The 23,423-nt window shown below is 63.0% G+C and carries 24 protein-coding genes; 11 read left to right on the forward strand and 13 right to left on the reverse strand.

What is annotated here, in order from left to right:
* Positions 1-21 precede the first annotated feature (21 nt).
* Entirely contained in the window at positions 22-1,488 is a 1,467-nt protein-coding gene (gene tig, locus FZF13_RS21010) for a trigger factor (RefSeq protein WP_024925331.1), read from the forward strand.
* Between the two features lie 267 nt (positions 1,489-1,755).
* Positions 1,756-2,280 carry a hypothetical protein gene (locus FZF13_RS21015; RefSeq protein WP_244431263.1) on the forward strand — a complete coding sequence of 175 codons (525 nt, stop codon included), beginning with the start codon at positions 1,756-1,758 and terminating at the stop codon, positions 2,278-2,280.
* A gap of 8 nt (positions 2,281-2,288) precedes the next feature.
* Here FZF13_RS21015 and radC read toward each other — a convergent pair whose 3' ends face one another.
* Positions 2,289-3,041 (reverse strand): RadC family protein, encoded by a 753-nt coding sequence (gene radC, locus FZF13_RS21020; protein ID WP_024925329.1) that lies wholly within the window; start codon positions 3,039-3,041, stop codon positions 2,289-2,291.
* Between the two features lie 75 nt (positions 3,042-3,116).
* The gene (map, locus tag FZF13_RS21025; protein WP_024925328.1) at positions 3,117-3,947 is read right to left on the reverse strand and encodes a type I methionyl aminopeptidase; all 831 of its coding nucleotides are present in this window, start codon (positions 3,945-3,947) and stop codon (positions 3,117-3,119) included.
* A gap of 168 nt (positions 3,948-4,115) precedes the next feature.
* On the opposite strand from map, the gene FZF13_RS21030 reads away from it, so the two are divergent.
* Both FZF13_RS21030 and FZF13_RS21035 read left to right on the forward strand, forming a co-directional pair.
* The gene (locus tag FZF13_RS21030; protein ID WP_024925327.1) at positions 4,116-5,630 is read left to right on the forward strand and encodes an ArnT family glycosyltransferase; all 1,515 of its coding nucleotides are present in this window, start codon (positions 4,116-4,118) and stop codon (positions 5,628-5,630) included.
* 186 nt (positions 5,631-5,816) lie between these two features.
* On the forward strand, positions 5,817-6,113 hold the full coding sequence (locus FZF13_RS21035) for a DUF982 domain-containing protein (protein WP_024925326.1): 297 nt from the start codon (positions 5,817-5,819) through the stop codon (positions 6,111-6,113).
* A 54-nt stretch (positions 6,114-6,167) separates the two neighbouring features.
* Here the strand turns inward: FZF13_RS21035 and FZF13_RS29000 are convergent, their stop codons facing one another.
* Complete coding sequence (locus FZF13_RS29000) at positions 6,168-6,323, reverse strand: hypothetical protein (RefSeq protein ID WP_161773089.1); 156 nt, start codon at positions 6,321-6,323, stop codon at positions 6,168-6,170.
* On the opposite strand from FZF13_RS29000, the gene glpX reads away from it, so the two are divergent.
* Together glpX and recJ are read left to right on the forward strand one after the other, a co-directional pair.
* Entirely contained in the window at positions 6,322-7,305 is a 984-nt protein-coding gene (gene glpX / locus FZF13_RS21040) for a class II fructose-bisphosphatase (RefSeq protein WP_024925325.1), read from the forward strand. The two genes, FZF13_RS29000 and glpX, sit on opposite strands and share 2 nt — an antisense overlap.
* A gap of 65 nt (positions 7,306-7,370) precedes the next feature.
* On the forward strand, positions 7,371-9,155 hold the full coding sequence (gene recJ, locus FZF13_RS21045) for a single-stranded-DNA-specific exonuclease RecJ (protein WP_024925324.1): 1,785 nt from the start codon (positions 7,371-7,373) through the stop codon (positions 9,153-9,155).
* Between the two features lie 49 nt (positions 9,156-9,204).
* On the opposite strand, the gene FZF13_RS21050 is transcribed toward recJ, so the two are convergent.
* The 3 genes from FZF13_RS21050 to folE all read right to left on the reverse strand — a co-directional run bounded on the left by FZF13_RS21050 (position 9,205) and on the right by folE (position 11,407).
* Positions 9,205-10,176: a patatin family protein gene (locus FZF13_RS21050; protein ID WP_024925323.1), complete on the reverse strand. Its 972-nt coding sequence runs from the start codon at positions 10,174-10,176 to the stop codon at positions 9,205-9,207.
* Positions 10,177-10,260: 84 nt separating this feature from the next.
* Positions 10,261-10,719: a phosphoribosyl-AMP cyclohydrolase gene (gene hisI, locus FZF13_RS21055; protein ID WP_024925322.1), complete on the reverse strand. Its 459-nt coding sequence runs from the start codon at positions 10,717-10,719 to the stop codon at positions 10,261-10,263.
* 49 nt (positions 10,720-10,768) lie between these two features.
* Positions 10,769-11,407, reverse strand: a complete 639-nt coding sequence (gene folE / locus FZF13_RS21060) for a GTP cyclohydrolase I FolE (protein WP_024925321.1) — start codon at positions 11,405-11,407, stop codon at positions 10,769-10,771.
* Between the two features lie 243 nt (positions 11,408-11,650).
* Between folE and FZF13_RS21065 the strand changes: the two genes are divergently transcribed.
* Positions 11,651-12,097: an iron-sulfur cluster assembly scaffold protein gene (locus tag FZF13_RS21065; RefSeq protein ID WP_024925320.1), complete on the forward strand. Its 447-nt coding sequence runs from the start codon at positions 11,651-11,653 to the stop codon at positions 12,095-12,097.
* Positions 12,098-12,117: 20 nt separating this feature from the next.
* On the opposite strand, the gene FZF13_RS21070 is transcribed toward FZF13_RS21065, so the two are convergent.
* Entirely contained in the window at positions 12,118-13,278 is a 1,161-nt protein-coding gene (locus FZF13_RS21070; RefSeq protein WP_051504878.1) for a glycosyltransferase family 4 protein, read from the reverse strand.
* Positions 13,256-13,819: a polysaccharide biosynthesis/export family protein gene (locus FZF13_RS21075; RefSeq protein ID WP_024925318.1), complete on the reverse strand. Its 564-nt coding sequence runs from the start codon at positions 13,817-13,819 to the stop codon at positions 13,256-13,258. The genes FZF13_RS21070 and FZF13_RS21075 overlap by 23 nt, the downstream gene beginning before the upstream one ends.
* A gap of 275 nt (positions 13,820-14,094) precedes the next feature.
* Between FZF13_RS21075 and FZF13_RS21080 the strand changes: the two genes are divergently transcribed.
* Positions 14,095-16,332, forward strand: coding sequence for a GumC family protein (locus tag FZF13_RS21080; RefSeq protein ID WP_024925317.1), 2,238 nt, complete (start codon positions 14,095-14,097; stop codon positions 16,330-16,332).
* An 18-nt stretch (positions 16,333-16,350) separates the two neighbouring features.
* Here the strand turns inward: FZF13_RS21080 and FZF13_RS21085 are convergent, their stop codons facing one another.
* Positions 16,351-17,568, reverse strand: coding sequence for a GNAT family N-acetyltransferase (locus tag FZF13_RS21085; RefSeq protein ID WP_024925316.1), 1,218 nt, complete (start codon positions 17,566-17,568; stop codon positions 16,351-16,353).
* A gap of 105 nt (positions 17,569-17,673) precedes the next feature.
* A complete protein-coding gene (locus tag FZF13_RS21090; RefSeq protein WP_024925315.1) occupies positions 17,674-17,889 on the reverse strand; it encodes a DUF2842 domain-containing protein in 216 nt (71 codons plus the stop codon).
* Between the two features lie 252 nt (positions 17,890-18,141).
* Here FZF13_RS21090 and FZF13_RS21095 point away from each other — a divergent pair, with 252 nt between their 5' ends.
* On the forward strand, positions 18,142-19,236 hold the full coding sequence (locus tag FZF13_RS21095) for a COX15/CtaA family protein (RefSeq protein WP_024925314.1): 1,095 nt from the start codon (positions 18,142-18,144) through the stop codon (positions 19,234-19,236).
* Positions 19,237-19,293: 57 nt separating this feature from the next.
* Here FZF13_RS21095 and FZF13_RS21100 read toward each other — a convergent pair whose 3' ends face one another.
* The 3 genes from FZF13_RS21100 to speB form a co-directional block, all read right to left on the reverse strand.
* On the reverse strand, positions 19,294-20,136 hold the full coding sequence (locus FZF13_RS21100) for an aminoglycoside phosphotransferase family protein (protein ID WP_024925313.1): 843 nt from the start codon (positions 20,134-20,136) through the stop codon (positions 19,294-19,296).
* A 67-nt stretch (positions 20,137-20,203) separates the two neighbouring features.
* Positions 20,204-21,136, reverse strand: coding sequence for an N-acetyl-gamma-glutamyl-phosphate reductase (gene argC, locus FZF13_RS21105; RefSeq protein ID WP_024925312.1), 933 nt, complete (start codon positions 21,134-21,136; stop codon positions 20,204-20,206).
* Positions 21,137-21,170: 34 nt separating this feature from the next.
* On the reverse strand, positions 21,171-22,160 hold the full coding sequence (gene speB, locus FZF13_RS21110) for an agmatinase (protein WP_024925311.1): 990 nt from the start codon (positions 22,158-22,160) through the stop codon (positions 21,171-21,173).
* A 330-nt stretch (positions 22,161-22,490) separates the two neighbouring features.
* Here speB and FZF13_RS21115 point away from each other — a divergent pair, with 330 nt between their 5' ends.
* Entirely contained in the window at positions 22,491-22,940 is a 450-nt protein-coding gene (locus FZF13_RS21115) for a universal stress protein (protein ID WP_024925310.1), read from the forward strand.
* Positions 22,941-23,035: 95 nt separating this feature from the next.
* A complete protein-coding gene (locus FZF13_RS21120; protein WP_024925309.1) occupies positions 23,036-23,293 on the forward strand; it encodes a DUF1344 domain-containing protein in 258 nt (85 codons plus the stop codon).
* Positions 23,294-23,423: the final 130 nt, after the last annotated feature.

A 23,423-nucleotide genomic window follows, 5' to 3' on the forward strand; every position in this document is an offset into this window, starting at 1 on the left:
GGTGAAGATAAAGGTTTGATGATGCAGGTCACCGAAACGCTCAATTCCGGTCTCAAGCGCGAGATCAAGGTCGTCGTGCCGGCCGGCGACATGGAGGCCAAGCTGTTGGCCCGCCTGTCGGACGCCAAGGACAAAGTCCGCATCAACGGCTTCCGTCCCGGCAAGGTGCCGGTACAGCACCTGCGCAAGGTCTACGGTAAGTCGTTCATGGCCGAAGTGGTCAACGAGATTCTGAACGAATCCCGCACGATCATCACCGGTCGCGGTGAAAAGGCCGCCATGCAGCCCGAGGTCATCATGACCGAGGACGAGAAGGAAGCTGAAAAGATCCTGGCCGGCGGCAGCGACTTCGAATTCCGTCTGAACTACGAAGTCATCCCGGCGATCGAGATCAAGGACTTCTCCGACATCAAGGTGACCCGTCCGGTCTACGACGTGCCGGAATCGGAAATCGACGAGCAGGTCCAGCGCGTGGCCGAATCGTCGCGTTCCTACGAGACCAAGTCGGGCAAGGCCGCTGAAGGCGACCGCGTCACCATCGACTATCTCGGCAAGATCGACGGCGAGGCCTTCGCTGGCGGCGCCGGTACCGACCAACCGCTGGTCCTGGGCTCGAAGGAGTTCATCCCGGGTTTCGAGGATCAGCTCGTCGGCGCCAAGGCTGGCGACGAGAAGCTGGTCACCGTGACCTTCCCGGAAAACTACCAGGCCCCGCATCTGGCCGGCAAGGAAGCGACCTTCGACGTCACCGTCAAGGAAGTTGCAGCACCGGGCAAGCTCGAGCTCAACGACGAGACCGCCAAGAACCTCGGCCTGGAATCGCTTGAGCGCCTGCGTGAGATCGTCAAGGGCCAGATCGAAAGCCAGTTCGGCTCGATGACGCGCCAGAAGGTCAAGCGCCAGCTGCTCGACCAGCTCGACGCATCCTACTCGTTCGAAGCGCCGTCCAAGCTGGTCGACGCCGAGTTCAACAACATCTGGAACCAGGTCAACCGCGACCTGCAGGCTGCCGGCCGCACCTTCGCCGACGAAGAGACGACCGAGGAAGAGGCCCGCGCCGAATACACCCGCCTTGCCGAGCGTCGCGTGCGTCTGGGCCTTGTGCTTGCCGAGATCGGCGAGAAGGCTGGCGTGACGGTTTCGGACGATGAACTGCAGCGCGGTCTGTTCGAGCAGGTTCGCCGCTTCCCGGGCAACCAGCAGCAGGAAGTCTACGAGTTCTACCGTTCCAATCCGGAAGCGCTCAACACGCTGCGCGCGCCGATGTTCGAGGAGAAGGTCGTCGATCATCTGCTCGGCCTGATTTCCGTCACCGACAACAAGGTGAGCAAGGAAGAACTGATGGCCGACGACGAGGAAGCCGAGACCAAGGCCAAGCCGGCGAAGAAGGCTGCCGCCAAGAAGGCCGAAAAGGCTGACGAGGCCGGTGCCGAAGAGCCGAAGAAGAAGGCCGCGCCGAAGAAGAAAGCCGCCAAGGACGCCGAATAAGCGTTTCCGGCAAATGAAAGAGGGCCGCCGCGAGGCGGCCTTTTTCTTTGTGCCGAAGCCTTGTCGGTTGAATGCTGTTTGGTCGGCTCCTGGCGTTCAAATCTACTAGCCCGCGTGCGCGAAATTGGATCGGCCTTGGCCGGTCTGCTTGTGCGGACTACTGGCGATCGGTCGCCGCTGATACTAAATCGGGCACTAATGAGTTGGTAAGCTGCCGCAGCGTAGCTTGCGGCCGCATTAACGCGCAGTGGTTTCGCGGAGGGCAAGTTGGCAAGGTCGATCGTCGTGCTTCGTCCATTGATGGGCGTGGTGCTGCTTGCGCTCGGCTGCTCGGCTGCCCTCGCCAGCGACGCGGCCGACCGCTGGCGCTTCGGCTCCGCGGCCGACGGCGTCATTACCGCTTCGATCTACGCTGACAGCATGCTGGTCACCGGCAATGGCGCGCTTGGCTATAGTCCAGTGCTGACCATCGCCTGCCGACCGGTGGGTGATCCGCATTGGAGCGAATGGCTGCAACTCAGCGATGGCGTGGCGGCCAGCGATACGATCACCGTTGCGGTCACGGTCGACCACGGCAGCAGCGTTCGAGAAAACTGGTTGGTTGCCAGCAACAGCATGACCTTGATGCACGACGGCGCGGACGCGGTCTCGCGGCTTGCCTCGGCAAAACGGTTGCGGTTGTCCTGGCGGTTCGGTCTCATCACCGGGCGTGTCGACGCTGATTTCTTCCTGGCTGGAGCCGCCGAGGCGATCGATCGGCTCGCGGCGGAGTGCAAGATCGCCACGCCCTGAGCACGCGGCTAGATCAGCATCAGCCCCTTCATCGATGCATGGCCCTTCTTGCCGATGATGATGTGGTCGTGGACCGTGATGCCCAAGCGCTTGCCGGTCTCGACGATCTCCTTGGTCATTTCGATGTCGGCGCGGGACGGGGTCGGATCGCCGGAGGGATGGTTGTGCACCAGAACGATCGCGGTGGCGGAGAGTTCGAGCGCCCGCTTAACCACCTCGCGGGGATAGACGGGCGTGTGGTCGACCGTGCCGGTCTGCTGCACCTCGTCGGCGATCAGCACGTTCTTCTTGTCGAGGAAAAGGATGCGGAACTGTTCCCTGGTTTCATAGGCCATGGCGGCGCGGCAATAGTCTAGCACCTGTTGCCAGGACGAGAGCGTCTCGCGCCCGGTCAGGTCGCTGCGCAACATGCGGTGCGCGGCCGCCGCGATCACCTTGAGATCAAGCGCCGCCGCCGGCCCGACACCCTTGACCTCTTTGAGCAGCGCTTCGGGCGCCCCCAGAACCTCGGCCAGTGTGCCGAACCTGGCGAGCAGCGCCTTGGCCACCGGCTTGGTGTCGGCGCGCGGAATGAGGCGAAAGAGCAGCAGTTCCAGGAGTTCGTAGTCGGGCAGGGCACTGTGGCCGGCGGCGCCGAAGCGCTCGCGCAGGCGTTCGCGATGGCCGAGATAATGGGGCTTCTCGTTCTCCGGCTTGCGCCTGTCGAGAGGAAGTACGGACCGTTCGGCAAGAAATCCGCGCTCGTCGTCGCTCTTGCTCATCAGCCCCCCGCTTCGAGCACGCCGGTTTCTCCGGCGGCTCCAAGTGTAGTGGGAGTTTTTTGCCTCGGATAGAGGTTAGCGCGCGGGCAGGCCGGGCCGATCGAGCCCCTTCGGCGACAGGGTGAAGATCTCGCAGCCCGTCGAGGTAACGCCGATCGTGTGCTCGTATTGCGCCGACAACGAACGGTCGCGGGTGACGGCGGTCCAGCCGTCGGAGAGAACCTTCACATGCGGGCGGCCGAGATTGATCATGGGCTCGACCGTGAAGATCATGCCCGGCCGCATCTCGACACCTTCGTTGGCGTGGCCGTAGTGCAGGATGTTCGGCGCGTCATGGAACAGCAGGCCGACGCCGTGACCGCAGAAATCCCGCACCACCGAGCAGCGCTCGCCTTCCGCGTATACCTGGATGGCCTGACCAATGGCGCCGGTGCGGGCGCCGGGACGGATCGCGGCGATGCCAAGCATCAGGCACTCATGCGTCACTTCCATCAGGCGCTCCGCTGCGCGCTTGACCGCGCCGACGGGATACATGCGGCTGGAATCGCCATGCCAGCCGTCGAGGATATAGGTGACGTCGATGTTGACGATGTCGCCATCGCGCAGCGGCTTGTCGTCGGGAATACCATGACAAACGACATGGTTGATCGAGGTGCAGCTGGATTTGGTGTAGCCGCGATAGTTGAGCGTGGCGGGCAGGGCGCCGTTATCCATGCCGAATTCGAAAACGAAGCGGTCGATGGTGTTGGTGGTCACGCCGGGCTGTACCATGCCGGCAAGTTCATCCAGGCAACGTGCGGTAAGCTGGCAAGCCTTGCGCATGCCGGCAAAGCTCTCCTCGTTGTAGAGCCTGATCTGGCCGGTGTTGCGCAGCGGGGCTGTTTCAGCGTCGAGATAGGTAACCATGGTTTTCGGAAAGGCTTCGAATTGAATGTCTTGAGCAGGCTATCATGTGACACCGATGGCGCCGATCTTCAACCTCTGGATTGCATCGGATGCAAGACAGGCGTCACTCATCCGTGATAGACGGCGCCGCGACTGGGGAAAGCAGGCGTCCATACGAGGCAGGGTTCCGTGTCGGATTTCGTCAAGCAGTTGCGCGACTGGCAGGGTTGGCGCGCGCCTCCCGCCCCATGGCAAGTCAATATGCTGCAAAGCTGGGCCCGCTACTGGCCGCTTTTCGTGCTGGCGGTTGGCATCGCGCTCTATTTGCCATTGCTCGCCGTGAGACCTCTGCGTTTCGAGGAAGGCCGTCGCGCGCTGCAAGTGCTGGAAATGCTGGACGGCGGCGCCTGGTGGCATCTCAAATTCATCGGCACGCCCTATGTCAACAAACCGCCTTTCACCCCCTGGCTGATGGCTTCGATGGCGACGCTGCGCGGCTCGCTCGACGAGGTGGCAGTGCGGCTCCCCGGGGTGCTCGCCACGCTCGCCGGCGCGCTGGCGGCCGGTTTCAGTGCATCGACGCTGACGATGGGCGATCGCCGCGTTGCCGGCCTGTGCGCCGGGCTGGCGTTCCAGTGTTCGGTCCAGATTCTGCTCAAGGCGCGCATCGGCGAAACCGACGTGACCGCGACGGTGTTGTGCGGCATTGCGCTGGCGCTTTGGCTCTGGGGCAGGGCTCGGGGCCGTTTTGGCGTTGGGTTGTGGCTGGTCATCATGGCGGTTTTCGCCTGTGCTGCCCTCACAAAGGGGCCAATTCCGATCGCCTTCTCGGCATTGCCGATGATCATCATGCCGCTAATCGAAAGAAAGCCGCGCGAGGCCGTGGTCGCTGGCGTGGTTGTCCTTGCGGCGCATATTCCGATGCTGGCCTGGGCCTGGAGCAATTTTGCGGATGCCGGCATCGCCCACTGGGCGTCCGAAATGCGGATCGGGCCGGAGCGCGACGATAACGACCGCCTGATCCGGTTGCTTCATCTGAGCGACCTGCCGGCATCGATCGTCTATCAACTGCCGTTCCTGCCGGCGGCGATCGCCTTGGTTTTCGCCCGATCGCAGTTGGCCAAGGACAGGCGCTGGGTCGTCGACGCGCTGCTGCTTGCGGCCGTACCGATGGCCGTGCTGACCACCGTCCTGCCGGTCGGTCGTACGCGCTATTCGATGCCGGCAAGCTGGCCGCTGGCGGTGATGGCCGGCATCTGGATTTCGATTGCCTGGCGCAGGCTGTATTTCGCGCATTTCATCATCGGTGCCGGTCTTTCCATCGCCGTCATCGTGCAGATCGTGCAGATCGGCATCATGGACGGCCGCACGGGCGGCCAGAAGCAACTGCGCGTCGATGTCGAAGCCTTTTCCAGCGTCATGAAGGCGCTTCCGCCAGGGCCGGTGCCGGTCGTGTGGGAGCGCCGGTTTATGAACGAGAACATCCTGTTCTATGCGCATCGCAAGATGTTCGAGCTGGAGCACGACGAGCTCGATTGCCGCACCGGTGGCGACTATCTGGTCGCAGGCGTTCCGGACCGGAAAGTGCTGGATGCCTCTCCCAACTGGAAGCAGGTGCAGCCGCTGGCTGATTGGGGCATCCTCTACCAGCGGGTTCCGCAGGCTCCGGTCAGGGACTGTCGGCCTCGCAACGCGCCGGCTTGATTTCGGCACAGCCGTTCGCTGGGCCGAGACTGAATTAACCGTAGGACCCGCCTGACGGGTTCTGTTGCAAATATGCAACTATTGGTCGTGCTCCTGCCACATTCATTCGTGAGAAGCGTGTGAAAGGAACCTCCGCATCAAGAAGATTTTGAACGACGGCGGAGGGCCTGTTCGAGAGGCTTCGACATGCGCGAACTCCAATTCGCCATACCTGTTCGTATCGTTCCTGTTCTCGGCCTGCCGGTCGAGGAGATCTACGGCGTCGACCAGGCGATGGATTTTCTTGCTGAATGGTCAACGGGCAAGCAGGGCAAGCTCTATCAGGCGGCGTTCAATGCCTGTTTCGGCGCCAGTGTCGGCGTCGCGTCGGCGGAAGAAGCCTGCCGCGCCTTCGCGATATTCTGCCGGGTCAGCGGCATACTGGCCAGGGACATGATGCCGCCGCGCAAGGGCGGCGACAAGGTTCAGGGCGTTCCGCTCTGAGGTCATCGCAAGCATAAATCCCCTTCTTTATGAGGCTCGAGATTCTTCGCGACTTCATTTCCCAGAAATACTGAAATCTCTTTCAATCGATTGATATTGTTTCTCTTTCGAGAAATGGCCGTTTCGGGTCTTGCCGTTGTCATATGCCTTTGACACAAGAGGCGCGCCCGCGTCACGGGCATGCGTTTCGAACGAGGATTGCTGCTTCATGAATGCTTCCGCGAACACCATCGCCGGCCTTGACCGGATACTCACCATGGAAGTGGTGCGCGTCACCGAACGCGCCGCCGTCGCCGCCGCCAGGCTGCGCGGACGCGGCGACGAGAAGGCGGCCGACCAGGTCGCGGTCGACGCGATGCGTTCGGAACTGAACCGCCTGAACATCAAGGGCACGGTGGTGATCGGCGAGGGCGAGCGTGACGAAGCGCCGATGCTTTACATCGGCGAAGAGGTCGGCACCGGTAAGGGGCCGGCGGTGGACATCGCACTGGATCCGCTGGAAGGCACCACGATCTGCGCCAAGAATCTGCCGAACGCGCTGGCCGTCATCGCCATTGCCGAGAAGGGCAGCCTGCTGTTCGCGCCGGACGTCTATATGGACAAGATTGCCATTGGCCCAGGCTATCCGGAAGGCACGATCGATCTCGACGCATCGCCGGCCGACAACATTGCAAGCCTTGCCAAGGCCAAGGGCGTGCCGGTTAATGAAGTCACCGCCTGCATTCTCGACCGGCCGCGCCACGCCAAGCTGATCGAGGCCGTGCGGGCCACGGGCGCTGCTATTCGGCTGATCGGCGACGGCGACGTCGCAGGCGTCATCCACACCACCGACCCCGAGGAGACCGGCATCGACATCTACATCGGATCGGGCGGCGCGCCGGAGGGCGTGCTGGCGGCGGCTGCGTTGCGTTGCACCGGCGGCCAGATGCAGGGCCGTCTCATCCTCGACACGCCTGAAAAGGTCGAGCGTGCAGCGAAGATGGGCATCGCCGATCCGAACAAGGTCTACCGGGTCGATGAAATGGCGCGCGGCGACGTGCTGTTCGCGGCGACCGGCGTCACCGACGGCAACATGCTGGCCGGCGTGAAATTCGGCCGTAACTACATCACCACCGATACCATCGTGCTGCGCTCGTCCTCGCGCACCGTTCGCGAGATCAAGGCCCGCCATCAGGACTTGGATAAGTTTTGATTTTCGCCGGTTTCGCCGTATTGAGCCATTCCATGTGGCTCGATACGGCGATGGGTAGGCCCTGAATGACGGGCGAAAAGCGGTTCTTTCTTGATGTCAGGCGCTCGGCCACCGGCCTCGCCTGGGTGCACCGACTATCCGAACGGCAGGATATGACGGCGCTGGCCATCGCCCAGGGGCATGGCGTTCCGGATATCGTTGCCCGCGTTCTGGCGGGGCGCGGCGTTACCGCCGTCGGCACCGAACGGTTCCTCGACCCAACCATTCGCGACCTTTTGCCGGATCCGGCCTCGCTGACCGACATGAACAAGGCCGCCGTGCGGCTCGCTGAAGCGATCATACGGGGCGAACGGATCGCCATCTTCGGCGATTATGATGTCGACGGCGCGGCGTCCTCGGCGCTGCTCAAGCGGTTCCTCGACGTCTTTTCGATCCCTTCGGAAATCTACATTCCCGACCGCATCTTCGAGGGCTACGGCCCCAATCCCGACGCGATGCGCGAATTGGTCGGGCGTGGCGCGAGCCTGATCGTCACCGTCGATTGCGGCACCAACAGCGCCGCTTCCATCGATGCTGCCAAGGAAGCCGGCGCCGATGTCGTGGTGCTCGATCACCACCAACTGGGCGGCGCGCTGCCGGCGGCGACCGCGGTCGTCAATCCGAACCGCGAGGACGACCTTTCGGGGCAGGGGCATTTGTGCGCGGCGGGCGTGGTGTTCCTGACGCTGGTGCAGACGGCCAAGCTGCTGCGCGAACGGGTGCCGGATGCGCCGAAGCCGGACCTGCTTGCCATGCTCGATCTCGTCGCGCTGGCAACGGTGTGCGATGTCGTGCCCCTGGTTGGTGTCAACCGCGCCTTCGTGGTGAAGGGGCTGCAGGTCGTGCGCCAGCAAAGGAATGTCGGACTGGCCGAATTGACGCGGGTTGCGCGCGTCGGCGAGCCGGTCAACACCTTCCATCTCGCCTTCCTGATAGGCCCACGCATCAATGCGGGCGGACGCATCGGCGATGCCGCGCTCGGCAGCCGGCTCCTTGCTACGGACGATCCGGCCGAGGCGCGGGGGATTGCCGAGACGCTCGACCGGCTGAACCAGGAGCGCCAGGTGATGGAACAGGAGATGCTGGCCCAGGCGCGCGCCGAAGCGGACGCCGAACTGGCTGGCGGCGAGGGGCCGGCGGTAATCGTGACGGCGTCTGAACAATGGCATCCCGGCATCGTCGGGCTGATTGCTTCCCGGCTCAAGGACCATGCGCGTCGGCCGGCCTTTGCCATCGCCTTCAACGCCAATGGCACTGGCACCGGCTCGGGCCGTTCGGTTCCGGGTTTCGATCTCGGACGATTGGTGCGCGAGGCGGCGGAAGCCGGCTTGATCGTCAAGGGCGGTGGCCATGCGATGGCGGCGGGGATCACCGTGGACCGTCAGAAGCTGGGCGCCTTGCGCGCTTTCTTCGAGGAACGCGCGGCGGCCGACGTGTTCCGCCTGCGTGACGAGGAGAGCCTCCTGGTGGATGGCGCGCTTGCCGCCGAGGGCGCAACACTGACCCTGCTCGACAATCTCGAGAAGGCCGGTCCGTTCGGCACCGGCCATGTGCCGCCGCTTTTCGTGCTGCCGCGCCACAAGCTTGCCGATGCGCGCGCCGTCGGCACCAATCACATCCGTGTCGATCTGGTTTCGGACAGCGGCGGGCGCATCCAGGCGATGGCATTCAGGGCCGTGGACACGGTGCTGGGCGACTTCTTGTTCAAGAACCGGGGCCGCACCCTGCATGTCGCCGGCTCGATTGGCGGCAACTACTGGAACGGCAATCGCAGTGTCCAATTCCGCATCACCGATGTGGCAATGGCCTGAAAGCTACGCGACCAGTATCCCGGAACAGGCCGACAAGATTGATAGCCGGTCAGGCCAAGACGGCCTGGAGCCGCCGCAACTCATCGACATGCGCCATGGTTGCCTCATAACCCAGCCGGATCGCCTCGTCGGCGCGGTGGAATTCGGTGAGCCCGACATGGCCGAGCTTGGGCTGTAGCGACAGATCGGGCGGATCACCGGCCAGCCTGGCGCGCGAGATGCGATCCTGAATGATGTTGAACGCCTCGACCATCATGCCGGTGATGCCGAGCCTCGTGCCCTGCGCGGTGGCGTTGGGGTCGTGCCGAGTAGGCCTTGCCGCATCCTTCTGTATCATCAACTCGCCAGCGCTATGCTTGATCACCGCGGCGCGGCCGAACAGGTCGTAATGGAGGTTTACCGCCACCACCATCGGCTGTTCGTAGGCACGGCAGACCGACACCGGCACCGGGTTCACCAGCGCGCCATCGGCCAGCACGCGGCCGTTGCAGTTGACCGGTTCGAAGACGCCAGGCAAGGCATAGGATGCCCGCATGGCAGTGACCAGCGAACCCTGGGTGATCCAGATTTCGTGACCGGTCCTGACTTCGGTGGCGACCGCCACGAACGGTTTCGGGAGATCCTCGATACGAAGACCGTCAAGATGTTCGCGCAGACGGGCATCCAGCTTCATGCCTCCGAACAGGCCGCTGCCGCCGAGATTGATGTCGAGCAGGCCGAAGATGCGTCGCCGGGTCAGGCCGCGCGCGAATTCTTCCAGTTCGTCCAATTTGCCGGCGAGGTAGCAGCCGCCCACCAGCGCGCCGATCGAGGTGCCGGCGATCATCGAGACTTCGAGGCCGACTTCGTCCAGTGCCCGCAGCACGCCGATATGGGCCCAGCCGCGTGCCACGCCGCCGCCGAGGGCGAGGGCAATTCCGCATTTCTTGGGATGTTTGAATTCGGGCGCCCCGTCGGACGACGACGGATCATTCGCGTCGCGAGCGATTCCCCTGCCACGCAATGACGCCCATTCGAGCATCACAATCTCCCTAACCCGCGACCAATATAGAGATTGGCCGTATCGAAATCGTGAATCGGGGCGAAGTTGGTCCCGGCGGGATGGTCAACGTGGCGTCCGATAGGTTTCCTGCGCATCGAACAGCGGCTCGGAGCCATCTCTGGCAAGTATTGCCTTGCCTTCGACAAGCGCCACCGTCCGATAAAAGCAAGAACGCCGACCGGTGTGACAGGTTGCATCGTGGCCGGAGACTTTTACGCGAAGCCAGACGGCGTCCTGATCGCAGTCGGTCTTGATCTCGACAACGTGCTGGAAATTGCCCGATGTCTCGCCCTTCTTCCACAAGGCGTTGCGCGAACGCGACCAGTAGTGGGCGATGCCGGTTTCCATTGTCAGGGCGAGCGCCTGCGCGTTCATGTGCGCCACCATCAGCAGCGTGCTGTCTTCGGCGTCGGTGACGACAGCCGTCACAAGCCCTGCCGCATCGAAGCGCGGCGTGAACACACTGCCTTCCTCGAGCAGGCTCTTGTCCTTGGAGGGTTCGGAAAACTGCAGAGCGGTCATCGCCTAATCCTGGGCCGGATCCTGAAAATTCTGGAGCCGGCGAAGCGAATCAAGCTCCGCTGCCGGCGCGCACCATGGTAACGAACCGGACCTGTTCCTCGGGATTGTCCCGGAAAGAGCCGGTGAAGGTGGAGGTCAGGGTCGTCGACCCCTGCTTGCGGATACCGCGCATGGCCATGCACATATGCTCGGCCTCGACCATCACGGCAACGCCGCGCGGATTTAGCACGTCCTGGATGACGCCGGCAATCTGGGCGGTCATCGCCTCCTGCGTCTGCAGGCGGTGCGCAAAGATGTCGACGACGCGGGCGATCTTCGACAGGCCGACGACCTTGCCGTCCGGCAGGTAGCCGACATGCGCCTTGCCGATGATCGGCACCATGTGGTGCTCGCAATGCGAGTGGAACTTGATGTCGCGGACGATGACGAGGTCGTCATAACCGGCAACCTCCTCGAAAGTGCGGCCAAGTTCCTCGGCCGGGCACATGTCGTAGCCGCCGAACATCTCGCGATAGGCCTTGGCAACGCGCTTCGGCGTGTCGACCAGGCCTTCGCGGTCCGGATTGTCACCGGTCCAGCGCAAAAGCGTGCGCACCGCTGCCTCGACCTCTTCCTGGCTCGGACGGTCAGTGACCGGCTTCTCCATATAGGACGAGGTCGGCATGATCTTCTTGATGACGGCATCCATGAAAGGCATCTCCCGTAGTTCCCTTCATAGAGGGAACGAGTTGAACGGACCACTGCCTTTTGCGGTAGCGGAAACCCCACCCGGCTTCCCGCCCGAAAGCGGCGTGAAGAAGAGACCGAACGACGCGACAGCCCATCGCCTTGTCGATACCGGACCCAAGGCATTATATATGGTCGTGCCGAGCGAATGAAAGATGCGCCAGCAGCATTCGATGATCGTGCCAGCACGGCGGATTGAAAGATTATGATCGACGACGTCTATAATGCGAAAATTCTCGGTTTTGCCGGAAATATCGCCCGCATCGGTAGGCTCGACCATCCCGATGCGACTGCCAAGGCGCATTCGAAGCTCTGCGGTTCGACCGTTACCGTCGATCTGCGGATGCAGGACGGCATTGTCACCGATTTCGCGCATGATGTGAAAGCATGCGCGCTCGGACAGGCTTCGTCCTCGATCATGGCCGCCAATGTCGTTGGTGCTACCGCCGAGGAGTTGCGCGCCGTGCGCGACACCATGTTGAAGATGCTGAAGGAAAATGGCGCGCCGCCAAATGGGCGTTTTGCCGATCTGAAATATCTGGAGCCGGTGCGCGACTATAAGGCACGTCATGCCTCGACGATGCTGACCTTCGATGCCGTGGTCGATGCGATCGGCCAGATCGAGCAGAAGCGCGCCGAAGCCGCCGCGTGAGCAGTCGTTCCGCCGGGTGATTAGCCGGCCAACGCCGCGAAATAAGCTTTTTCGATCTGCGCAGCCATCACGTCGGCACCGAATTTTGCGGTCAAGTCGGCCTGTTGCGGCATGGTTTCCCGATAGGCGTCGAGGTCGGCCAAGGCTTCACTCATCTTCTCGCCAACCACGCCCGCGTCGGGCTGTGTCAGGGCAGGGGAACCGATCCCGAAGATTTCCGGAATGCCGCCCACGGCGGTGGCGATCATCGGTTTTTCGGCCGCGAGCGTTTCAAGCACGATGTAAGGCATCGCCTCCGCTCGCGACGGCACGACGACAAGCTGCGCCAACGCGAAGGCCGCGCGGGCGGGCATCGGTTCGAGGAACTGGATACGGTCGTCGAGACCGAGGCGCAGCACCTGGGACCGGTAGCGGGGCAGGTCTTCGCCGTCGCCGACCATCACCGCATTGATGGTACGCCCGAGGCGAATCTCGGCCTGGGCAACCGCGTCGATGAAGATGTCTGGGCCTTTCAGGTCGCGCATCATGCCGATGTAGAGGAGATCCGCAGCATCGGCCTTCGAGACCACCGGTTCGAATTCCGCGGCGCGCAGGCCGTTATAGACCAGCGTGTTGGGCACACGCGGTTCGCCAACCTTGCGGCGATAGGCCTGCCTTTCATAGTCGGACACGAACAGCAGATAGTCTGTGAAATACGCCATCGTCCACTCAAGCGCGAAGAACAGCTTTCCGGTGGCTGTGCGTTCGTCGTAGTGGAGACTGCCGCCATGCGGCGAATAAAGGCGGGCCACGCGAGACCTTGAAACCCGCAACAGTGAGCCGAACAGACGCGCATAGGCGCCACCCTTGGCGCCATGGCCATGGAGCACGTCCGGCTTCAATTCCTTGATGATCTTGAAGGTACGCCAGGCCGAAGCCGCGTCCCCGGGACCGATGTGGCGCTGCATCGGCGTACGATGCACACCGAGCGCCAGAACCCCTTTCATGTCTTCGAAGAGCGCTTCTTCGAGCGCACCGCCCGTCGTCGAATCGCAGACGATGCCGACCATGTGGCCTGCCGCCGCCTGCGCATCGGCCAGATCGCGCACATGGCGGAAAATACCGCCGACGGGCGAACGGAAGCAATGCACGATGCGGAGGGAGGAAGGCGCCACGTTGTCAGAACAGACGTTCGCGGACATAGACCGTGTCGCCGGGCAGCAGCGGGTCGGATGTCACCACCCGGCCGGTCATGACCTCTCCGTTGATGTCGCGTGTGACGTCGACCATTGATTGATTGGCCCTGGCGGAGAAGCCGCCGGCGATGGCGATCGCCTTCTGAACGGTCAGGCCCGGTACATAGGAATACTGGCCGGCGGCGCCAACCTCGCCCATCACGAAGATCGGCCGGTAGCGGTCGATCTCGACCGAGACGTCGGGATCGCGCAGGTAGCCCTGGCGCAATTTGCCGGCGATCGCCTTTTCCAGCTGCTGCGCCGTGCTGCCGCGGGCCGGCACCGAGCCGACAAGCGGGAAGGAGATGTAGCCGGACTGGTCGACGCTGTAGGTGTTGGTCAGCCCATCCTGCTCGAATACGGTGATGCGGACCCGGTCGCCGGCACCAAGCCGGTAGGGTTGCGTCAGCACGTCATGAAAAGCTGCTGGGGTCGGGCGATAACTGGAACAGCCAGCCAGCAGCGACACCGCAAGCAATGCGCAAGTGAGCGGGGCGGGACATCTCATGGCTGGGCACGTACCTTTGAGTGGTCGCCAGATGTGCGGCGACGTTCAGGATCGAGTCTTGTTATCGGTCTGTTAGGGTTAATGGCCGGTAAAGGGAGTGCCGGTTCTGCGGTCCGAAATAAGGTCCGCGCGCGAAAAAGGTGGCGATCCGGCATTGGTGGCTCGGCGGTGTCTGCTTTCGCTCTTCCGCCGGCCCAATTGCCGGGCGGTTCTCTTAACCAGTGAGTTACCATAGTTGTTTACCTTGCATGCGACCCAGTATGGGAGCGGGATACATGTCAGGCGTACAGTCCAGCGCAGCAGATCTTGATGTCGATTTGAGGCAGCTCTTCGCAAGTCTTGCGCGGAACTGGCTTCGAATCCTCGTGGTTGCGTTGATCGTGGCGGGTCTCGCCTTCGCGCTCGCATGGCTGACGACGCCGCTTTACAAATCCGAAACGCGGCTTTTGATCGAAGCGCGTGAATCGGTATTCACCCGTCCGAACACGACCAACGATGCCGACCGGCCGCTTTTCGACGAGGAAGGCGTGACCAGCCAGGTCGAGGTGGTCTCATCGACCGACATTCTCAAGCAAGTGGCGAAGCAGCTGAATCTGTCCACGCTGCCCGAATTCGACGAGACGGTGAAGATGTCGTCGATCAGCAGGTTGCTGATCCTGGCCGGGCTGAAGAGCGATCCAAACGAGATTCCGCCGGAAGAGCGCGTGCTCAAGAAGATGCACGAGAAGCTCAACGTTTATCGTGTTGAAAGATCTCGCGTTATCGTCATCGAATTCTCGTCGCGCGATCCCAAGCTGGCGGCCGATGTGCCTAATGCCATCGCCGATGCCTACCTCGCCTTGCAACGCGGTGCCAAGCTGCAATCGAACACGGAAGCGACCGACTGGCTGGCACCGGAAATTGCTGACCTGTCGAAGCGCGTGAAAGACGCCGAAGCGAAAGTAGCCGAATATCGTGCGCAGTCCGATCTGCTGATCGGCCAGAACAATTCGGTGCTGGCTACCCAGCAGCTTTCGGAAATGTCCAGCGAACTGTCGCGCGTGCGCGCCAACCGTGCGTCGGCCGAAGCGACGGCGCAAGGCGTGCGCAAGGCTCTCCAGAGCGGAGGTTCCCTGGATTCGCTGCCGGAAGTGATGTCGTCCGCCGCCATCCAGAGGCTGCGCGATCGGCAGGGGCAGATCAAGAGCGATATCGCAGACCTTTCGACGACGCTGCTCGACAACCATCCCCGTATCCGCTCGCTGAAGTCGCAGCTTGCCGATATCGATGGCCAGATTCGCACCGAGGCGCAAAAAGTGCTGGCCGGTCTCGTCACCGAGGCCGATACCGCCAAGGAGCGTGAGAGCCAGCTCGTGGCGGATCTCAACCGGTTGAAGGCCGAATCGGCCCGTGCCGGCGAGGAACAGGTCGAACTCAACGCGCTGGAGCGCGAGGCGACCGCCCAGCGCCAATTGCTGGAATCCTATCTGACCCGCTACCGCGAGGCATCGTCACGCCAGGACCGCAACTATCTGCCGGTCGACGCCCGCATTTTCTCGCGCGCGATCGTTCCGACCGAGCCCTATTTCCCCAAGATGCTGCCGATCGTCGGTGCCGCCTTTGCCGCGTCGCTGCTGGTCATGGCCATCATCACCTTGCTTCGCGAATTGTTCTCCGGCCGCGCGATGCGCCCGGCCAGCGGTCCGCGGCCGGAACCGGTGAGAGAGGTGCCCATGCCAGCCGTTCGGGACGATGATCGGCCCGTGCCGCCGGTGGCGAAACGCGATCTGATGGAAACGACTGCGCCGGCTGCTCGCCTGCAGGCCTCCGACGACGAGCGCGCCGCCGCCGTCCGCAAGGCGGCAGCCCTGATCGAGAATGCCGCGGTCGGCAGGCCGGCTGTGAAGGAAAAGGCACCGGAACCCAGCGATGCGGGGCTCGGAGAAATCGACATCGAGAAGGCCGCCGAAAGGCTGATCACCAGCGGCGCGGCACGCGCGATCTTCGTTTCGCCCGAGGGTGACGAAGCGGCGGCCAGTTCCATCCTGGTGGCCCGCGAGGTCGCGGATGCCGGCTTGCGTGTGCTCCTGATGGATCTGACCGCATCGGGTGCCGCCTCGCGCCCCTTGCTCGACAGCAGCGCCTATGCCGGCATCACGAACCTGTTGGCTTCGGAAGCGCAATTCAGCGACGTCATCCATGCCGATCACTATTCCGATTGCCATGTGATTCCCGCCGGAACCGCCGACCCGATGCGCGCCATGCGGGCAGCCGACCGGTTGCCGATCATTATGCAGTCGCTCACCACCGCCTACGACCTTGTCGTGGTGGAATGCGGACCGGCCGATGCGGACGGCATCCGCCGGCTGGTGGGCGAGGCGACGGAGGTTTTCGTCAGTGTGCTGGAGCCGAGCGAGGCGATCACCGAAGCCGCTGTCAAACTGATCGAGAGCGGTTATCCGGACCTGATCCTGGTCACGCCTGCCGGGCATGGCACGCCAGGCGCGCCGGTCTCCGGCCGTTCGGCCGCGTAGCGGACGGGCAGGGGCGTCTCAGTCTTCCGAGGTTGCCGCCGGCTGTTCGTGGCCCGCGGCCCTGCGGCGCAAAGCTTTGGTGAATTTCCAGATGGTCGGGCTGTTCTTGATGAAGGCCTTGACCCGCGCGCCCTGATGCAGGCTCGAAGCCAGGGCGCGTCCTTTCAACGTCAGCGGCACCATCGCGTCCCGGTGCAGGATTTCGATATCGCACCATTGTCGTTTGTACGGCTCGTCGCCAACAGAGAAATCGTAGACGGCGTTGCCTTGTTCGCAGGCTTCCTGGATGTTGTCGAAGAACAGGAAATCGCCGGGGCTTGCCGACGAAAGCTCGTCTTCGAGAATCGCACCGAATTCGCATACGAGCCGGCGCGGCGCGTGGCTCGATCCGGTCACCGCGCGCAACTTGCCGGCCACTTCAAGCCCATGAAGCACGAAGGAAGGTTTCTCTTCGTCGAGTGCCTCCGCAAACAGGGCATGGAAGAAAGCGCGCACGCGCGGGTCGCCGAAGACATTGGCGATGCCCATCTTGCGGAAACGCTGTTCCTTCATGGCCAGGAAGGCTTCCAACAGGCGACGGGTTTCGTCCGCTGACCGGGCTTCGATTCTGGAAAAACCGCCCGCCGTCTCGAATTTGCGGGCCTGCGAGCGGTGTTTCTTGCGTTTGCGTTTGCCGCTGGTGCGCTCGAGCACTTCCTCGAAGCCGCCGCTCAGATCCACCGCCAGCGACAGATTGGGGCTTTGAAAAGAGGGGAGCGCCGACAGCGGATTGACCAGCCCGTCGAGGTCAGGCTGCAGTCGCTGCAGGGCGATCAGGTCGATATCCGGACGGGCTCTCTTGATGGCGTCGAAGAGCCTGCTCAGGTCAGCTGCGGCCAGGGGGCTGTCGGATGTCTGCGCAAAGGGAGGGAAGTTGCCGTTGGCGTGACGTCCACCCATAAAGCGGGCGACCTTGAATGGCCCGGAGCGCTCGACTTCCAGAGCCATGGCAAGCAGCGGCTGCTCGCCCGTTTTCAGCCAGGCGATCAAGGCGTCCGGGCGCAGATTGTCGATCCAGTGTCGTATCCACAGCGCGCTTTGCGGCGGCGCATGGGGGGCGGTCCGGCTGAAGTCTCCGTAGGACGCGATCGCTTCGGCGGAGGCAGATTGAACGGTGGCCACTACCGCCGGCGCCTGATGTGGTGCCGCGGTTGCCGCGAAAGTCTTGCCGTCCCCCGACGCCGTCGCGTCCGCCATACCTGCATCGTCCCATTGGCGCCGTGCAGTGAGCCTGCATCACGCGGGCGCGCTATGAAGCCTGAATATTAGGCCAAAAAGATAAATGAATCTTGGATTTGACCGTTAGTTCTTCGGGCGCGGCTCCAGGATCAGCCATTTGATGATGCCCATGGCGGGCAGCACCCAAAGCAGACCGCTGAAGATAAAAAAAGCGAGGTGGACCAAGGGGCCGGATTCCGAGAGCTGTGCCACGGCGACGATCGTCGCGACGATGGCGTAGATGATGACCAGCGCCACCAAAAGCACGGTTCCGATCAGCTTCTTGAGACGCAGGGGCATGGCGCAGATCCTTTGTGGTTTCGATTATGCCGAATGTCGGCCGCGCGCAACCGGCAAGGCTAAGCGGCGCGACGGCGTGCCGCGCTGCTTCGTCTTGCCAGTTTCGCCGCTATGGTTCACCTAACCGCTCGTTGGAGCGCAGCATGTCCATTTGAACGCGCAAAGGGTGCTTCAGCGCTTTGAATCCGCGCATCGTGCCTGCCGAAAACCGATTCCGGTTTCACTGCCGATGCGTTAGCCTTCGGAGAAGCCATGACTTCCGCCGCCGACATTGCAGCCCCGGCTGCCGAACAGGATCGCGAGTTGCGCAACCGCGCATGGGTTCGCGGCTGGCTTTATGTCGTGCTCCTGGCGCTCTTTGCGTTGGTGATGGTGGGTGGCGCCACCCGCATGACCGGCTCGGGTCTGTCGATCACCGAATGGAAGCCCATCCATGGCGTCATCCCGCCACTCAACCAGGCCGAATGGCAGGAAGAGTTCGAGAAATATCAGCAGATTCCGCAGTATCAGCAGGTCAACAAGGGCATGTCGCTGGACGAGTTCAAAGGCATCTTCTGGTGGGAGTGGGCGCACCGGCTTCTGGCCCGTGGCGTCGGCTTCCTGGTTGCTGTTCCGCTTGTCCTGTTCTGGGTGACGCGGCGGCTGGAAAGTAGGCTGAAACCGCGCCTGATCGGCCTCCTGGCCCTGGGTGGACTGCAAGGGGCCATCGGCTGGTGGATGGTTGCGTCAGGGTTGGCGGAGCGCGTGTCGGTCAGCCAATATCGGTTGGCGACACATTTGACGCTCGCCTGCATCATCATCGTGGCGGTGACCTATATTGCGCGCGGCGTCGCTCGCTATTCGGAGCGGCCGGCCGGGCGCGGCGCGCAACGTTTCGCCGGTCTCATGGTGCTGCTCGTGTTGATCCAGATCTATCTCGGCGCGCTGGTCGCCGGCCTGCATGCGGGCCTGACCTACAACACCTGGCCGCTGATGGACGGCGCCATCATCCCGGGTGACCTGTTCGTCATGGATCCCGCCTGGCGCAATCTGTTCGAAAATCCAAAGACGGTGCAGTTCGTGCACCGCATGTTCGCCTATACGGTACTGGCGATAGCCCTATGGCACGCGCTGGCGACCACCAGGTCGGCACCCGGCAGCACCCACGCGCGCCGCGCCTGGCTGTTGTTCGTTCTGGTGCTGGGGCAGGCGGCCATCGGCGTCGCGACGCTGTTGATGATGGTGCCGCTGGATGTGGCGCTGACACACCAGGCTTTCGCGATGATCGTGCTGATCTTCGCAACCGCGCATTGGCGTGGCACCAAGGGCGCTTATCCGCTGGAAACCCAGGTGGTGGTCCGGTCCTAGGCTTGGCGCCGGTAGCCAGACCACGGCGCGAGCGAGCCGGAACCGCTACGCCCGGCCTCAGAAATTATGATCGCGAACAGTGCGGACGACTGAAACGACTGCCAGTTCGCGGCGCTCGTCCTCATCGCTGCCGTCTTCGGCATGCCAGGACGACGACAGGCAACCATATGCGATCGCGTGGTCGAGCAGACGGCGGGGATCCTGCCGCATCGTGCGCGAGAAGATCGTCACCATGGTGGAGATCCGGTCCGGGTCGACGCACAGCGCTTCCCGCTCGAGCGGGTTGAAGAACATGTTGGCGGCATCGAAGCCGGGATCGCCCAATATGCCCTTGGGATCGATCGCCAGCCAGCCGCGCGGCGACTGGATGATGTTGTCGTGGTGGATGTCGCCGTGAAGCGGGCGCACGTCCAGCGGGTCGGACAACAGGCGCTCGGCGATTTCGGCTCCCTCGACATAGATAGTTTTCTGTCCAGCGGCCCGATCTGCCTCGGCCTTGGCAAAAAGGCTGACAAAGCGATCCCGCAGCGGCTGCAGGTCACCGGGCAGGGCATGAGATGATGGAGCGTGCAGCCTTGCCATCACGTCGGCGGCGATTTCAGTGGCTGCTGTATCACCCACGTCGTCCAATACGGCGGTGAGATGGCGCTCGCCGGCATATTCGATCAGCATCATCTTGTCTTCGCTGTCGAACAGCCGGATGAGCCCTTCGCCACGCCGCCATGCCAGAAGATGGGCGCCGCGCAACTCGTCCTCGACGTCGTCGAAATCCTTCAGCGCCTTGACGATGGCCGGCATGCCATTGGTCTGGCTAACCTTCCAGATACGGCTTGAGAATGTTTCGGCAATCAGGGTGGGCTCGCTGACATTCCAGCGCGCCGGCAAGGCAGGCGGTTGCATGAGGATTTTTCCTGATGGATCGAGGCCGCGCCAATGGCGCGGCCAGGCTCTTGTACCGAAGTAAAGATCAGCCGTTGAGGCCGAGCATCAGATCGAGGTTCTGCACAGCCGCGCCCGAGGCTCCCTTGCCGAGGTTGTCGTAGACGGCGACGAGCAGCGCCTGGGCGCGGGCATCGTTGGCGAAGACGTAGAGCTTCATGCGATTGGTGTCGTTGTACTCTTCCGGGTTCAGTTCCGGCACGCGGTCGACCGCTTCATAGGGTGCCACCTCGACCACGCCGCCCTTGATGGCGGCGAAATGGTCGGCGATGGCCGCGTGCAGTTCCGCGCCGGTCGGGATGTGATGCAACTGTCCAAGTTGCAGCGGCACCACCGTGATCATGCCCTGCGCGAAATTGCCGACGGCCGGCTGCATCAATGCGTCGTGCTTGAGCTTCGCATAGGCCTTCAGTTCCGGCAGATGCTTGTGCTTCAGGGCCAGTGCGTAAGGTGTGAACTCCGAGGCGTTCTCGCCCTTGGCTTCATAATCTTCGATCATCGTGCGGCCGCCGCCCGAATAGCCCGAGATACCGTTGAAGGTCACCGGATAGTCGGCCGGCAGCAGGCCGGCCTCGACGAGTGGGCGCAGCGTAGCGATCGGGCCCTGCGGCCAGCAGCCGGGGTTGGCGACACGCTTCGCCGAGGCGATGCGCTGCGCTTGTTCCCTGTCCATTTCCGGGAAACCATATTCCCAGCCGGCCGCCACGCGGTAGGCGGTCGAGGCGTCAATGACCCGGGTCGTGTCGTTGGAGATCAACGACACGCTTTCCCTGGCGGCGTCATCGGGCAGGCAAAGGATGGCGACATCGGCGGCGTTGAGGAACTCGGCGCGGGCCGCGGTCTCCTTGCGGCGCTCAGCCGGAATGGAGATGATCTCGAGATCGCCGCGACCTGCCAGCCGGGTCCTGATCTGCAGGCCGGTGGTGCCGTGTTCGCCGTCGATGAAGATTTTCGGTTTCATTGCCTGTCTGGTCCGATGTTTTGTGGCCGGGACGTCAGATGTCCTGGCCGGTATGCGCTTGGTTGTTGTTGTCTTCGGCTCTCGCCTTCTTCTCAGCAAGCAGGCCGAGATAATGCATGGCGATGGTCGAGCCGGCGATCGCCGTTATATCGGCATGGTCGTAGGCTGGTGCAACCTCCACCACGTCGGCGCCGACCATGTCGATCTGGCCAAGCAGCCGCAGGGTCGACAGGATCTTGGAGGATGTCGGGCCGCCGGCTACCGGCGTGCCGGTCCCCGGAGCGAAGGCCGGGTCGAGGCAATCGATGTCGAAGGTGACGTAGGTCTTGCGGCCGCCGGTGCGTTCGACGATGGCGTAGGCGATGTCGGCGGCGCGCATCTCCTCGACTTCGTAGCCGTGCAGGATCTTGATGCCGAACGTGTCCGGTGCATGCGTGCGGATGCCGATCTGGATCGACCGGTCGGGGTCGATCAGGCCTTCCTTCACCGCGCGGCCGACGAAGGAGCCGTGGTCGATGCGCTTGCCGTCATCCGGCCAGGTGTCCTGATGCGCGTCGAACTGCACCAGCGCCAGTGGGCCATGTATGGCTGCATGCGCCTTCAGGATCGGATAGGTGACGAAGTGGTCGCCGCCGAGCGACAAAAGGAACGCGCCGCTTTTCAGGATCTTGGCGGCCTCGCGCTCGATGATGCCGGGCGTCTTCTGGTGATTACCCGAATCCAGCAGGCAATCGCCGTAGTCGACAACCGCGAGATGATCGAAGAACTCGCGCGCAAACGGATATTGCGGATCGTTGTCGAAGATGGCGGAGGCGCGGCGAATCGCCTGCGGCCCGAATCGCGCACCGGGGCGGTTGGTGACGGCGGCATCGAACGGAATACCCCAAACGACGGCATCGGCCCCCTTCACGTCCTTGGTGTATTTGCGGCGCATGAACGACAAAGCGCCAGCGTAGGTCGGCTCATAAGAGGGACCGGTTTTGCCGCGTGCGGTGAAAGCGTGGTCGATGTTCTTGTTCGACATCACGTGCTCCTACGGTTGATCGGGCAGCGACACATAACGGACCGGATCGCAACATGCCAGTCACGAGACCGGAATGGGCGTGGTCCATGGCACCCCAAGCCATTCCCGGGCGCACCCAAATCGCGCGAACCTCTCCGCCCGGTTCGTCGAAAGACTGGCGGTTCCCTGGACTTTCCATCATGGTTTCATTGCACAAACACGACAGCCTTCAGTCGTGAGTACCAACTGCCGCGGGCTGGCCTCATTCTAATCCGCCGCGTGTCTGCTTGATCTCGGTCAACACATCCCCACGTGGAAAGGGTGACGCTGAGGCGACAAATGGAGACTGCAATGTACAAGCATATTCTGATCCCCACCGACGGTTCGGACCTGGCCGGCAAGGGCGTGAAGCAGGGGCTTGCGCTGGCCAAGGCGCTTGGCGCGAAGGTGACCGCGGTTACGGCGACAGAGCCGTTCCCGATCTCCGGTCTTGCCATCGGCGCCGGCTGGGTTCCCTCCGAAGCCGACATGCAGGACTTCAACGCCGCCCAGAAGGAAGGTGCCGACAAGATCCTGGCGGCGGTGAAGGCCGAGGCCGCGAAGGTCGGTGTGGAAGTCGACCTCGTCCACGCGCCCGGCGAGCGCGCCGCCGAAGCTATTCTCGACGCTGCGACAACGCGCAAAGTCGATCTGATCGTCATCGCCTCGCATGGTCGGCGCGGTGTCGAGCGCGTGCTGCTCGGCAGCCAGACCGCCGAGGTGCTGGCGCATTCCTCCATCCCCGTGCTGGTGGTGAAGTAGGCCCCGGCCACCTTACCAATCGGTATAGTAGCGGCAATGTTCCTGTGATGTCGGCCCCTCAGGATCGCGACGCCTCAACAAAAGGAGTTGCCCCCATGAGGAAGTACATTGCCGCTGCCGCCGTTGTGTTCGCGCTTGCTGGTGTGAATGGCGCTATGGCCAAGGATCTGAAGGCCACGATCAAGAAGGTCGATGCCGCAACCAGCTCGATCACGCTCGACAACGGCCAGTCGGTGACGTTGCCGGCCGGCGTCAAGGCCGCCTCGCTGAAAGCTGGCGACAAGGTGCTGATCACCTATTCGACGGACGCCGCCGGCAAGGCGACGGTGCAGAGCATCAAGCCTTCGAAATAACCGAGAGGGCGCGCATTCCTTGCGCCTTCGAATGAGACTGCGGTGGTAGTTCGCCACCGATCGGCCGGGCCACAAGCCCGGCCTTTTTGCTGATGGGCATGTGTTCGCGACGCTCAAAGAAAAAGGCCCG

It is taken from the genome of Mesorhizobium terrae (genome assembly GCF_008727715.1).
Taxonomy (GTDB): domain Bacteria; phylum Pseudomonadota; class Alphaproteobacteria; order Rhizobiales; family Rhizobiaceae; genus Mesorhizobium; species Mesorhizobium terrae.

Bases quoted from the DNA above. Each gene is read 5' to 3' on its own strand.
- FZF13_RS21065 (WP_024925320.1), top strand. From the start codon at position 11,651: ATGATCGACGACGTCTATAATGCGAAAATTCTCGGTTTTGCCGGAAAT.
- FZF13_RS21070 (WP_051504878.1), bottom strand. From the start codon at position 13,278: ATGTCCGCGAACGTCTGTTCTGACAACGTGGCGCCTTCCTCCCTCCGC.
- FZF13_RS21115 (WP_024925310.1), top strand. From the start codon at position 22,491: ATGTACAAGCATATTCTGATCCCCACCGACGGTTCGGACCTGGCCGGC.
- hisI (WP_024925322.1), bottom strand. From the start codon at position 10,719: ATGACCGCTCTGCAGTTTTCCGAACCCTCCAAGGACAAGAGCCTGCTC.
- glpX (WP_024925325.1), top strand. From the start codon at position 6,322: ATGAATGCTTCCGCGAACACCATCGCCGGCCTTGACCGGATACTCACC.
- FZF13_RS21095 (WP_024925314.1), top strand. From the start codon at position 18,142: ATGACTTCCGCCGCCGACATTGCAGCCCCGGCTGCCGAACAGGATCGC.
- tig (WP_024925331.1), top strand. From the start codon at position 22: ATGCAGGTCACCGAAACGCTCAATTCCGGTCTCAAGCGCGAGATCAAG.
- radC (WP_024925329.1), bottom strand. From the start codon at position 3,041: ATGAGCAAGAGCGACGACGAGCGCGGATTTCTTGCCGAACGGTCCGTA.
- FZF13_RS21050 (WP_024925323.1), bottom strand. From the start codon at position 10,176: ATGCTCGAATGGGCGTCATTGCGTGGCAGGGGAATCGCTCGCGACGCG.
- FZF13_RS21090 (WP_024925315.1), bottom strand. From the start codon at position 17,889: ATGCCCCTGCGTCTCAAGAAGCTGATCGGAACCGTGCTTTTGGTGGCG.
- FZF13_RS21120 (WP_024925309.1), top strand. From the start codon at position 23,036: ATGAGGAAGTACATTGCCGCTGCCGCCGTTGTGTTCGCGCTTGCTGGT.
- FZF13_RS21035 (WP_024925326.1), top strand. From the start codon at position 5,817: ATGCGCGAACTCCAATTCGCCATACCTGTTCGTATCGTTCCTGTTCTC.
- argC (WP_024925312.1), bottom strand. From the start codon at position 21,136: ATGAAACCGAAAATCTTCATCGACGGCGAACACGGCACCACCGGCCTG.
- map (WP_024925328.1), bottom strand. From the start codon at position 3,947: ATGGTTACCTATCTCGACGCTGAAACAGCCCCGCTGCGCAACACCGGC.
- recJ (WP_024925324.1), top strand. From the start codon at position 7,371: ATGACGGGCGAAAAGCGGTTCTTTCTTGATGTCAGGCGCTCGGCCACC.
- FZF13_RS29000 (WP_161773089.1), bottom strand. From the start codon at position 6,323: ATGAAGCAGCAATCCTCGTTCGAAACGCATGCCCGTGACGCGGGCGCG.
- FZF13_RS21100 (WP_024925313.1), bottom strand. From the start codon at position 20,136: ATGCAACCGCCTGCCTTGCCGGCGCGCTGGAATGTCAGCGAGCCCACC.
- FZF13_RS21075 (WP_024925318.1), bottom strand. From the start codon at position 13,819: ATGAGATGTCCCGCCCCGCTCACTTGCGCATTGCTTGCGGTGTCGCTG.
- folE (WP_024925321.1), bottom strand. From the start codon at position 11,407: ATGGATGCCGTCATCAAGAAGATCATGCCGACCTCGTCCTATATGGAG.
- FZF13_RS21085 (WP_024925316.1), bottom strand. From the start codon at position 17,568: ATGGCGGACGCGACGGCGTCGGGGGACGGCAAGACTTTCGCGGCAACC.
- FZF13_RS21080 (WP_024925317.1), top strand. From the start codon at position 14,095: ATGTCAGGCGTACAGTCCAGCGCAGCAGATCTTGATGTCGATTTGAGG.
- speB (WP_024925311.1), bottom strand. From the start codon at position 22,160: ATGTCGAACAAGAACATCGACCACGCTTTCACCGCACGCGGCAAAACC.